Source organism: Vibrio superstes, from assembly GCF_003569005.1.
GTDB lineage: Bacteria > Pseudomonadota > Gammaproteobacteria > Enterobacterales > Vibrionaceae > Vibrio > Vibrio superstes.
Genome location: NZ_BCUR01000001.1, coordinates 1,658,567 through 1,670,135, shown reverse-complemented (window position 1 = coordinate 1,670,135; position 11,569 = coordinate 1,658,567). Strand labels below are relative to the sequence as shown.

Annotated in this window: 9 protein-coding genes and 1 pseudogene; 6 read left to right on the top strand and 4 right to left on the bottom strand. The window is 44.2% G+C overall.

All coding sequences use genetic code 11. The annotated features are described in order from the left end of the window. Positions 1–103: 103 nt before the first annotated feature. Both D5I41_RS07170 and D5I41_RS07165 read right to left on the bottom strand, forming a co-directional pair. Positions 104–235: pseudogene (locus D5I41_RS07170) on the bottom strand (transposase family protein); the annotation flags it as partial. A 97-nt stretch (positions 236–332) separates the two neighbouring features. Then, on the bottom strand, positions 333–1,238 hold the full coding sequence (locus D5I41_RS07165; protein WP_119009198.1) for a LysR family transcriptional regulator: 906 nt from the start codon (positions 1,236–1,238) through the stop codon (positions 333–335). Positions 1,239–1,437: 199 nt separating this feature from the next. Here D5I41_RS07165 and D5I41_RS07160 point away from each other — a divergent pair, with 199 nt between their 5' ends. Further along, positions 1,438–2,469, top strand: a complete 1,032-nt coding sequence (locus tag D5I41_RS07160; RefSeq protein ID WP_119009197.1) for a linear amide C-N hydrolase — start codon at positions 1,438–1,440, stop codon at positions 2,467–2,469. Positions 2,470–2,850: 381 nt separating this feature from the next. Here D5I41_RS07160 and D5I41_RS07155 read toward each other — a convergent pair whose 3' ends face one another. Together D5I41_RS07155 and D5I41_RS07150 are read right to left on the bottom strand one after the other, a co-directional pair. After that, positions 2,851–4,611: an alkyl sulfatase dimerization domain-containing protein gene (locus D5I41_RS07155; RefSeq protein ID WP_119009196.1), complete on the bottom strand. Its 1,761-nt coding sequence runs from the start codon at positions 4,609–4,611 to the stop codon at positions 2,851–2,853. Positions 4,612–4,736: 125 nt separating this feature from the next. Next, complete coding sequence (locus tag D5I41_RS07150; RefSeq protein ID WP_119009195.1) at positions 4,737–5,066, bottom strand: hypothetical protein; 330 nt, start codon at positions 5,064–5,066, stop codon at positions 4,737–4,739. Between the two features lie 311 nt (positions 5,067–5,377). On the opposite strand from D5I41_RS07150, the gene secD reads away from it, so the two are divergent. From secD to D5I41_RS07125, 5 genes are all read left to right on the top strand, one after another. Then, positions 5,378–7,165 carry a protein translocase subunit SecD gene (gene secD / locus D5I41_RS07145; protein ID WP_119009194.1) on the top strand — a complete coding sequence of 596 codons (1,788 nt, stop codon included), beginning with the start codon at positions 5,378–5,380 and terminating at the stop codon, positions 7,163–7,165. Continuing rightward, on the top strand, positions 7,165–8,067 hold the full coding sequence (secF, locus tag D5I41_RS07140) for a protein translocase subunit SecF (RefSeq protein ID WP_119009193.1): 903 nt from the start codon (positions 7,165–7,167) through the stop codon (positions 8,065–8,067). The genes secD and secF overlap by 1 nt, the downstream gene beginning before the upstream one ends. Before the next feature lie 248 nt (positions 8,068–8,315). Further along, complete coding sequence (locus D5I41_RS07135; protein ID WP_119009192.1) at positions 8,316–9,407, top strand: calcium:cation antiporter; 1,092 nt, start codon at positions 8,316–8,318, stop codon at positions 9,405–9,407. A 57-nt stretch (positions 9,408–9,464) separates the two neighbouring features. After that, positions 9,465–10,121, top strand: a complete 657-nt coding sequence (locus tag D5I41_RS07130) for a DedA family protein (RefSeq protein WP_119009191.1) — start codon at positions 9,465–9,467, stop codon at positions 10,119–10,121. Positions 10,122–10,166: 45 nt separating this feature from the next. Then, positions 10,167–11,558: a magnesium transporter gene (locus D5I41_RS07125; protein ID WP_119009190.1), complete on the top strand. Its 1,392-nt coding sequence runs from the start codon at positions 10,167–10,169 to the stop codon at positions 11,556–11,558. Positions 11,559–11,569 lie beyond the last annotated feature (11 nt).

The window sequence follows — 11,569 nt, the reverse complement described above, 5'->3', positions numbered from 1 at the left end:
GGACATTTTCGTGTCAGTGATTTCACTAAATTAGTAATTCATGGATTACCTGACGTATTGCAAACCTCTAATCTGGTGGCCCAATTCACTATGCCACTATATTCCAGCCTTCAGCACCAGCAATAGTGGCGCAGATCGTCAGAAACAAGACGTCAAATAATGGATAGCTGATCTTGGCAGATTGGCGAGGGTCATTTAGTTGGCCGAAGTGCTCAGAAAAAGCGTCGATGCTCATGAAGATACTCCCGTAAAAGAGAGTATAAGATCACAGCTGGATCATTAGGTCAAACAGGATGAAATCGTTCAATAAACGTTCGCTATCTCACCGTAAATCAAGATCTGACTCCATTGCGTTTGTATAACTTTTCACGCAACCGCAAGGCGTGCTCTAAAAATATATCTCCTGCCAACGTGAGCATTTCATCATTGGCATAAATCACTTCAGCATACCAATTTCCTGAACTGCCCCCTAAGCGAGAGAAAGCGTTGAGACGACCGGCTTCTATATGAGGACGGGCGATAAATTCAGGTAGCCTCGCCCAACCGACACCCGCTAACATCATATTGACACTCTCTTGTAAGTCATTGACAAAAATGTTCTTATCGCTATCGATGTAACCTTGTTGATAACCAAAGTCCAAAACAGATTGAGGGACAATTTGCGTCATGTCAGAGAGTGTGTCTTGTTCTTTTATCTCTCCGAAATTGACCAGGTTGGGTGGACCAACATCCACAACAGGAAAGTCTAATACTGTGATATTTTGTAAGTTATCTAGGTTAAGTAATGGAGAAAATAACAATGCCATTTCAACCGTGCCCTCGCTCACCCAGTCAATCACTTGCTTGGTGCCTCCCATAGATATTTTCAAATCGATGCTAGGGATTTCTTCAAGAACTGCGAGGTAACAGTTTGCTATCTCAGGACAGGCTAGGCTGCTATCAATTGCTACAGAGAAAGAGTTGGGTAATTGGCGATTAAAACTCGCTAACTGATTTTCAAAATTTCGGGCATCAAGTAATACTCTTTTTGCGGTTCTATATAACTTTTTTCCTTCCTCAGTTATTTCTACGTGACGCGTATGTCTTGTAAATAAAGATACGTTACATGTTTCTTCAAGCGAGGCCACGCTGCGAGCAACCACTTGTCGGCGCTTGTCTAATCGAATGCCCGCGTCTTTAAAACTGCCAGTTTCGACGGTGTGAACAAAGGCTTCTATTTGGTTCAATGAGTATTCCATGTTTGCCCTTTGTGAAAGTGTCGTATTTTCTCATTGAGTAAAAGTGTAATTGACAATGAAAGGGCTATCAATGATTTTAGAGCACCCAAAAGGTGCTCATAGTGATTTGTTGAGGAACTTGTTTGTTGGAATAATTCAAACCACGCAAGGACAACACGGCAACGGATGTCGAAGAATTTAAATCCACGAGGTAATTGAGATGAAAAACACATTTAAAACTTTAGCTATCGCTGCAGCAGTTTCTGCTGGTTTGGCTGGCACTGCAAACGCATGTTCTACTTTTTTCTTTGACACTCCACAGGACAACCGCATCGTTGGTCGTTCTATGGAATCGCCAATTAAATTGGAAGAACGTGTTTTCATGGCACCACGTAACTATGAAGGATTCGGTGGTGTTACAGGTAGCATCGGTTATGTTGGCATCATGCACGGCGATACAGACTGGGTTTCTTCAGGTCTAAACGAGCAAGGCCTAAACGTTGAAACCCTCGGTCTAGGCGGTGGTGGAAACCATAGTAAATACGCTGAAATTGGTGAGGGTGATTACAATCAACAGAATATCTCAGTTTATATTTTGGCAAACGCAAAGTCAGTTGATGAAGCCATTGAACTGCTGAAGAAAGTGAAAGTTGAAAACTCTGATCTGCCTGTTGCACATGGTATCGATGTGGGCTTACACCTAGCGATCACTGACACCGAGAAAGCCATTGTGGTTGAGTGGACGGATGGCTCTGGCTACCCAGAAATCCATGAAAATAAACTAGGTGTTATGACTAATGAGCCAGCATACCCACTGCAAATGGAAGAAGCGGCATTACATTTGGGCGGTGTAGCTGATTATGAAGCGTCTGATGTGAAATGGTCTGACTTGGGTTTCCCTGCGTTTGAGCGCACCCCATTTGGTCGTACTAAACACATTGTTTCAATGAACTACACCAACGATTTTGCGCGTGTTAAAAATGACTTTGATGCAGTCAACCACGCTTGGACCATGCTCAACACCATGGATATTCCACAAGGTTCTCTATACTGGAAATGGCTAGACGCGAAACCACAGATGGTGGGCTATTTTAACGTAGTGGATCTGAAAAACACTGATTACTACCTACGCACCTTTGACAATATGGATATCCAGAAAATTGATCTGAACAAAATTGACTTTGCCAATGTCAAGTTTACGCATCGTGATATCTACAAGTCAAAAACTGAGTACAGTGATATCCAGTGGTAAGATAAAGTATACAGAAGGTCGCGTGTTGCGACCTTTTTCCATACTCATTTTCTGTTGAATTGCTTTTAGATGTTCCAGTAAACAGACAGAATTCTCATTCTGTACGGTAATCCTCCCGCCCTAAAAATACGATTTTTAACTTCTTACACAAAAATAGCATTGTCTAGCCCCTTAGATTTAGTAGGGGAAATACATTTGAACAATATGTGAAAGAGTATTTACTCTGGATGATAATGGGGCAATTTCGTGTTACGCCCCCATAGCAAGGTTCTGGACAAAAGCGTGTTAGGCAACGTGACAGAAGCAAAAGCTACAAACATAAAAATGGTGGCTCAAATATTGGCCACCATTAAATTAACTAAAAAGCACTACCGGATTATTTTAGTTAGTGATTATAGTCAAAGCGGTATCAAAATCTGCCAACGAGTCATCTAATTGCTTAAACTCTGTGTTGCCTAATATAACGTCACTCCACTCAGAGTGAGATAGATTCACGGTCACCCCTGAATTTAATTGTGAACTAATTTGAACAATGCCATTTCGAAGCTGAATACCGAACGCGTGCTCACTATCACTCATGTTTAAGTTGAACTGAGAAGACAAACCCTCCGCTTTACGTGTATCAACCAAATAACGGATGTACTCGACATTATTTTCTATCGGAGACACCTCCAACTTTTCACTGGTGATTATCCCAAGTAGTTGGGTTAGAGATTGATAGTTATCAAATTGATGTTCACCGAATGAAAGTTTCCCTTCATGAAGTAAAGCTTCAGAAATATAGAATCCACGAGCATTGGCTGAGCTGGTACGTTGCCCAAGTGCACGAGCCGCTTCTGCACGTGACAGTTTGGCTTCTTCGTTATTTGGCTCTATTTCAAGTATTTGGGAGGTTAAGTATAGTGACCACTGCCACCCTTCCAAGGTTTGCTTCTGATTCGATTGCTTGACTATTTTATTGGCCAACTCGACCCCACCTAAACTCCCAATAAATTGATGAGCAAAGGTCTGTGTCGGCAAAGGGTTGATGTCGTACACGTCCCAACCGTTCCAGCCCATAACACCGTTATAGACCTGCTTAGCATGACTTTCAACTTGCCCATAGGTTTCTTTATCCAATCGTAAGTTCTCTGGCATATAAACAAATTCAGCGGCGCCTTGAGCATCCTTTCCAAGTTTTATCGCTCGTATTGTTTGGTCATGTATCAACTGCATCGAGTCACGAAACTCATAGATGGCATCCTCTGCGGCTTCTTTCGTTACATTGGCCGCACCATGTATATCAACGTGATAGTCAAAGTCATAAGAAAGCACCAGATCTGCCGCATCAACAAGACGAATAGGATCACGGTACCTATCCCCGCGCAAAGTGTAGAGATTAAAAATTGAGCCTGCATTCATTGCATTCGTCACCATCAAGCTCTTTTCGGGAAAATAATAGGCAACACTGTCTGTCACATCCGTAGGGCTAGGCAAAACAATCACCTCCATCCCCGCAATTGTGTGAGTTTCAACTTGGTTGTGCTCAAAAGTAACGGTCGGAGATTGGTAGCCTTTTTCGCCTTCTAGCTTGTCTAGCGTGAAACCAAGTTTATTAGGAAACGCATCTGGGCCACTTTCAGGGTGTAACAACCCAAATTGAATGGCGACTCGAGTAGAAAAGATTCCTGCTAAAGGACTAACGCCATTGTCAGCAAAAAGGTGTTTCTCCATCCACTCATGAGCATAAATAGCTGTATCATCATTACTCCACGCTTGTGTACCCCATACATAATGCGAATGGGTATAAAGAACCGCGCTAACATCAATCTCTTGGTTAAGCTTTTTTTCCAACTGCTTACGCTGCTCTTGCGCTACGTTTAAATCATCTCCCGTATCAACGATGATCCAGCCTTCAGGAGCCTCGACCGCGATCACGTTACCGATACCCCACCCAGCAATACGATAGACACCATCTGTTATCTGAGTAATTGATTGCACGTCTACATCCCACAATTGGTCGACCATAGCAGCGGGCGTCGTAGTAACAATCCCGCTATCCGTCACAATAGGGTCATACTTAAGAGAAAGATTGTATTGGTCGGCAACCGCAACAAATGAAGTAGAGAGTAAAATAGCAGTGCTTAGAATTGTCTTTCGCATAATGTCGTTCTTCTAGTCAATGGCGTAAATTAGGGTTAGCCCCTTTCGATGACGCTATTACAATCAATCTCAATAATTAAATCGATGAATTAGAGAAAGTCATATTTGGCTAATCAACGTTCGATTTAAATTGGATATACTGGTGTACCCCTTAATAATATTTCTTTCCCTTTATCTGTTTTAACTTCAAAGTCATCAAGCCAAAAAATGTCAGTTAATAAGCGAATATCTCCGATTAGTTCACAGCGTTCCTTTTTAATCAGCGAGTCAAAATCCCCACTCCAACACCTTGATATATCGATAACTATCATTCTATCTATCTCAAGAAATTGATTGCTAAAACTTTCATGCAATGACTCTATATCTTCTGCGTAGCTAAGCATTAGAGTGCATCTCCCTTCACCAATATCACAAACTCTATATTTGCGATCATTTAAATATATTGTGTAATCCACTTAAGTTTTTCCTCAATCATTAATTCAAATTCCATTGTTTTAAATACAGCGCACCTCTGCGAGGAATTAGAGAAATTCATATATGAAAAGTCGAGTAAACCAAATATGAATTTCTCTAATCCATAGTTCTATTGAATCAAGAAACTAAGATGGCTCGGTAACCAACAGTAGGTTTATCGATAAAGCCGAAATCGCTTTGATAACCTTGAGGCCCCTTTAGTTTCTACCCATACAAGATTAATACTGGTGTTTATTTAATAAATAAGCTTGGTGCTATGTACGTATGCGTTAATCAATAAGATGCAACTAAAATGAAGTTAAATCGCTCAATCGCACCCATAAATTATTTAGCTAAATGGAAGGTCATCGTTCTCGTGTTGTCTGTGGTACTGATGCTTCTCAGTGCCCTGCCCTCTGCATTTGGTGAACGTGAAGCTTTACATATCTCAAACCAAACGCGTATGGCACACGCTGATGATGTATATCGTTATCTTGTCGACAACAACATTGATGTTCACAGTGTTAGCGAAAACAGCGGTAGGTTAGTTGTGACGTTTGCTTCAAGCGGACAACAAGCCCCCGCACAAGCTTTGATGTCCGGTTTCATCCAACCATCGGAGACCGTTGCCCTCGCACTCGAGCCTTCAGCTCCTTCTTGGCTAACCTCACTGGGCTTCCAGCCGATTAAGCTTGGATTAGATCTGCGCGGTGGTGTGCAATTTCTCTTAGACGTTGACCTCGACACCGTTTTCAATGCTCACGCGCAATCAGTGATCGATGACCTTCGTCAGGAGTTTCGTGTACGTGGCCGTGTAGAAAACGGTGAGGTGGTCATTGTTCGATACAACGAAACACTGCTTGGCAATATTCGAACCCACTTGAGAACACAGTATCCAAATTGGGCTCTTAGGCAATCTGGTGAGCGCTTAATGATCTCTATGGATGAGGAAGAAAAACGCGCGATTCGAACGCTGACCGTGATACAAAATCTTCAAACAATGCGAGGTCGCATAGAAGAGCTAGGGATCACCGAAGCCGCAGTCCAGCGACAAGGTGAAAATCGAATTCGCATCGAACTGCCAGGAGTACAAGATCCGACATCCGCAAAAAACATTATCGGTGCCACCGCATCGTTAGCGTTTTACCATGTAGAACCCAATGCCAGCGCACGAACAAAATCCATCAATGACCAAGATGGTAGACCTGTCATTCTGCATAGAAACAGTATCTTAGGGGGTGAGCATATTATCGATGCACGCGCCAACCTTGGAGAAATGGGGGTACCCGAAGTTAATATCACTCTTGATAGCACTGGTGGCCGGCTAATGACCAATCACTCGCGTAGCAATATCGGAAAACCGATGGCGACTCTTTACAGTGAATACAGTCAGTCAGAGACAGGACAATCCATTGAACAAAGCGAAGTTATCAGCGTAGCGACAATTCAATCAACGCTCGGTAACCGCTTTCGAATCACTGGTGCGGGGTCAATGACAGACGCTCAAAACCTTGCTCTTCTATTGAGAGCTGGCTCACTCACCGCTCCTGTCACCATAGTTGAAGAGCGCACTATAGGGCCGACTCTTGGCGCTCAAAACGTCAAAAATGGCTTTGCTGCACTCGCCTTTGGACTTGGTTTTACCTTGGTGTTTATTGCTTGCTGGTATCGACGCCTCGGCTGGGTTGCGAATGCTGCACTGACTATCAACTTAGTGTGTCTGTTTGGTCTATTGGCGCTCATCCCTGGCGCTGTGCTGACGCTTCCGGGCATCGCTGGACTCGTGCTAACCGTTGGGATGGCTGTGGATACCAACGTGCTGATCTTTGAACGCATTAAAGACAAGATGCGAGAAGGCAGAAACTTTTCCCAAGCCATAGATCGTGGCTTCGATAGTGCATTCTCTTCGATTTTCGATGCCAACCTCACCACTATGATCGTCGCCATCGCTTTGTATGCAATAGGTAACGGTCCAATTCAAGGCTTTGCTATCACACTCGGATTAGGCCTACTGACTAGCTTATTTACCGGCGTATTTGCCTCTCGAATTCTTATCAATTATTTATGGGGTAGAGACACCTCACATAAGGTGAAACTGTAATGTTCAAATCAATTAACGTCACCAAAATACGTCACTTGATGACGATGATATCTCTGATTCTATTGACGCTCTCCATTACATCAATCGTGACAAGGGGGTTCAATTGGGGACTCGATTTTACAGGAGGTGTCGTCGCCGATATTCAAACAAAACCAGGCGTAACTCAAGTTTTGCTCAAATCTCACCTCGATTCGGCACTGAGCCAAGATGTGCAAGTGATGGCGACTGGAAGCAAGGGAAATTGGCAACTGCGTTTCAATGATACAGACCTCGATTTGCGAGAAGCGCTGAAACAAGCAATGTTGCCAATAGACAGTAATTTTCACATTGCCAACAGTAGCGTAATCGGTCCTCAAGTTGGGTTAGAAATGGTCGAACAAGGTGGCTTGGCGATTTTGGCTTGTTTCGTTCTTACCTTGCTGTACTTGAGTTACCGATTTGAATGGCGATTAGCGCTAGGTTCAATTGCGGCATTGGTTTACGACATTGTCATTGTCCTAGGGCTCTTTGCGGTGAGTCAAATTGAATTCAACCTAACCGTGTTGGCCGCTTTACTTGCAGTGATGGGCTACTCCCTGAATGACTCGATCATCATCTCAGACCGCATCCGAGAGGTATTTAGAGGGAAGCCAGACGGTGAAACCGATGTCCTTCTCGATCAGTCCATCGTGTCAACATTGTCACGAACGCTTGTGACATCAGGCACCACCCTGGTCACAGTCTCAGCATTGTGGTTGTTAGGAGGGAGCGCATTAGAAGGTTTCTCCATTGCCCTGTGTGTCGGGATTTTAAGTGGGACATGGTCCTCTATCTCTATTGGCACATTCTTACCAACGCGCGTGGGCTTGAAACCAATCCACTATAAACCGGAAGAAACAGAATCCCTTCAAAGCATGCCTTAGCTTTTGCTGACTGCGCTTAGTACTTACCGCTTACTTAAGGACGTTATTAGGCGACTGTCTGTCGTCTGATAGCAACAAAGAATTTCTCTAATTCATAGTCTGAATCATCGGTTCACCTTAAGTTAACAGCATGGTTAGACACATAACTTAAAACGACCCGTCTACTGCTAAGGAAGTTGCAGTATCCACCCGATTTACTCTCGTTAAAGGACATTAGCGAGCCTTCGGTTGATCAATAAAGGCTCAACATGCTCAACGTACTCAAACAAGAATACAAACTGCCACTTGGCATCGTTGCCGTTCTATTTTTCAAACTAATCGGCGACAGCTTGCTCACAGGGGAGCTATCTCAGTTCACCTACATAATGATTACTGCGGTACTGTTTTATGCGGTAATGAGCGCCATTTTTTCCGTTGTACGCCACTCAGATGCATTGGCGATAAAACTTGGAGACCCATACGGGACTCTTATATTGACTCTCTCTGTCGTCTTACTCGAAGTCATTATGGTCTCTTCCGTAATGCTAACTGGAGAGTCTAATCCCTTCTTAGCGCGTGACACCATGTTTGCCGTCGTGATGGCAGTGCTTAATGGTTTTGTCGGTATCACCTTGTTAATCGGCGGTATGAAATACCATACACAAACCTACAACCTTGATGGAATAAAAGCGTACTTGGTGGCCATTATTCCACTCTCATTATTGTGCTTGGTACTGCCTAATTTCACCAGTATGGATTCGTTAGGTAACATGTCGACCAGCCTAACTTGGACATTGGTACTCGCTTCGATCGCCTTATATGCCGTATTCCTGTTCATCCAAACACGCAGCCATACCGACTACTTCATTGACGCCGATAATGAAGATCACCACGAACATCACGGCCCTTTACACAGCAATATATTCCACACCATTATGCTGGTGAGCTATTTGATGGTGGTAATTCTGTTAGCAAAAAGCCTCGCGATTCCAATTAACGATGGCATCACAGAAATGGGCGCACCTGCAGCTCTAGGTGGTTTAATTGTTGCCTTGATTATTCTCGCCCCTGAAGCGGTTGGTGCTGTTAAAGCCGCCGTGACCAACCAATTACAGCGCGCCATGAACCTGTTCTTTGGCTCGGTTCTCGCCACTATTGCACTAACCGTTCCCGCTGTTCTGCTGATTTCAGGGGTAATGAACGAGCCCATCCAACTCGGCCTCGCCCCTGCAGAAATGGTGCTATTAGGTGCAACGCTACTAATGACAAGCGTGAGCTTTAGTAGCGGGAGAACCAACTCGCTCAATGGTGCAACCCATCTCATTTTGTTCTTTGCCTACATCATCTTGATGTTTGATTAAAACGTACTTTGGGCTCCGGCTAACAACAGTCAGAGCCCCGGCTAACTTGGAGTTACCATGCAAGAGATTATTTCCGCGATTTGGTTACAAGATTTTGATGCCTTACTTGAATTGAATTCACTGCACGTTTTATTGCTTTTGCTTGGCATCGTGCTTTTCTTTGAATCGAGTTTTGTTTTCTTACCACTACCCGGTGACGGCCTAGTGCTGTTTGTCGGAGGCATGGTCGGTTTGGGCGCGATTGATTTCTCAAGTGCTCTAATACTTCTAACCAGTGCCTCTTTTTTGGGCAGTATCATTGCGTACCTTCAAGGGCGCTGGCTGCACAAAACTCAGTTCATGCGTAAAGCTGAACAAACACTGCCAGATGAATCGTTACCCAAGGCAAAAAAACTACTCAACCGATTCGGGTTTCTGTCCCTGTTCGTATCGCGCTTTGTCCCATTTGTCCGCGTACTGACCCCGATGTTGATGGGTGTTGCACAACTCAGCGCAATAAGAACGCTTGTTGTTAGCTTCACTAGTTCGATTACATGGGTCTTCAGTTTATTGCTAGTAGGAAAATGGGTCATGCGACATCCATTCATCTCTCAATATCAAGAATTGATTACGAAGTGGTTCTTAATGGGTAGCTTAATCCTGATGGTCACCGCATTTATCGCCCTATTTATTCGGTTTGCGTCCAAAAAGCGACAACCACAAACATCCTACTAAGAGTCGCTTCAATCGGATGCTCACTTATTGTCAAAGGCCTAACATATGACATTAATTACATTAACTTTTTCATCGGAAGGAGCGGAAAAGCTGTACCTAAAAATACTGGAGTGTATCACTCTAAGAAAATCTAGGTGGCTGAATCAAGCACTTCTAGAGGCTGAACCCGTTGAGCTGCCATCAGTATTAAGGAAGCTCTCTGACCAGCAACGTATCGCCACTTGGACTCTACTAAGCGAAGTAAACCCAAGCCTTGCTGCCAACTTACTTGATCACTTATCTGATCCCGAGCTTTTATGGCTCATCAGTCAACTGTGTGAAAGCAGCACCACAGTGCTATTTCAATATTTACATTCCGCAGACCGTCGGCTGTTACTTAATGAACTGCCAAGCGAACTACAAAAACGGCTCTGGCAAGCCCTACCCTCAGCATGGAAAGACGAAGAGCGTGCAGCTCTGATCTACCCACAAGATTCTGCCGGAGGGATTTGTAAGAGCGAAGTCCTCAAATTGGTAGTAGACGCTACCCCCGACAATTTGAGCGCAATATTAAGTGCAGAAGAACACAACTTAGATCGACTAGAGTGGCGTTACGTTTACTTGCATGACAATGAAGGTAGCTATTTAGGCGGGCTGAAGATCCGTGATGTACTGCTACTACCACGTGATACGGCATTAAAGGAATACATAGATACCACAGTGCCCATTATTAGTCCTGACATGGATCTAAATACGATAAAAAGTACGCTGGACACCACTCTACACCCCGTCGTTCCTGTCGTAGATGAACAAGGATTCCAAATAGGTATCGTCGGCTTCAAACATCTCAATGCCGCTCTATACCTACGTTCCAAACAGCAAATGCTAGAACAGTCCGGTGTCTTTGGGGGGGATGAGTCTCGCACCATGCCGGTACTGAAACGTAACCTACGCCGACTCGCCTTTTTACTGCCTTCTGTTGCCTTAAGTTATGCTGCGATTTCGATCATTGCCATCTACGAACCCATCATAGAGCAAATTGCAGTATTAGCCGCAGTGTTGCCACTTGTTGCCAACCTTTCTGGTGCAGCTGGGAATCAGTCCGTTGCAGTGTCGATACGTGAATTATCCACGGGGCAGATCTCAGCCAAAGATCTGCTGTATGTGGTCACGAAAGAGATTCCAATCGGTGCGCTCAATGGAATGCTAATTGGTGGTGTCCTAGCACTACTAACACTGTTCACGCTCGACGGGGATCACACTGGATTGCCATTGGTCATCGCCATCGCTTACACACTGTCTTCCTCTCTTGCAGTCGTGATCGGGGGGACATTGCCCTTACTACTAAAACGGCTCAACTTCGACCCAGCCATGCTATCAAGCCCAATGCTGACAACCTTAACCGACGCAATTTCGTTCTTCAGTGTTCTGTATTTAGCGCACGCTTTTTTACTGTGATTTAACGTTAT

Coding starts and splice junctions, on each gene's coding strand:
- D5I41_RS07130 (WP_119009191.1), top strand. CDS start 9,465: ATGCAAGAGATTATTTCCGCGATTTGGTTACAAGATTTTGATGCCTTA.
- D5I41_RS07125 (WP_119009190.1), top strand. CDS start 10,167: ATGACATTAATTACATTAACTTTTTCATCGGAAGGAGCGGAAAAGCTG.
- secD (WP_119009194.1), top strand. CDS start 5,378: ATGAAGTTAAATCGCTCAATCGCACCCATAAATTATTTAGCTAAATGG.
- D5I41_RS07160 (WP_119009197.1), top strand. CDS start 1,438: ATGAAAAACACATTTAAAACTTTAGCTATCGCTGCAGCAGTTTCTGCT.
- D5I41_RS07155 (WP_119009196.1), bottom strand. CDS start 4,611: ATGCGAAAGACAATTCTAAGCACTGCTATTTTACTCTCTACTTCATTT.
- secF (WP_119009193.1), top strand. CDS start 7,165: ATGTTCAAATCAATTAACGTCACCAAAATACGTCACTTGATGACGATG.
- D5I41_RS07135 (WP_119009192.1), top strand. CDS start 8,316: ATGCTCAACGTACTCAAACAAGAATACAAACTGCCACTTGGCATCGTT.
- D5I41_RS07165 (WP_119009198.1), bottom strand. CDS start 1,238: ATGGAATACTCATTGAACCAAATAGAAGCCTTTGTTCACACCGTCGAA.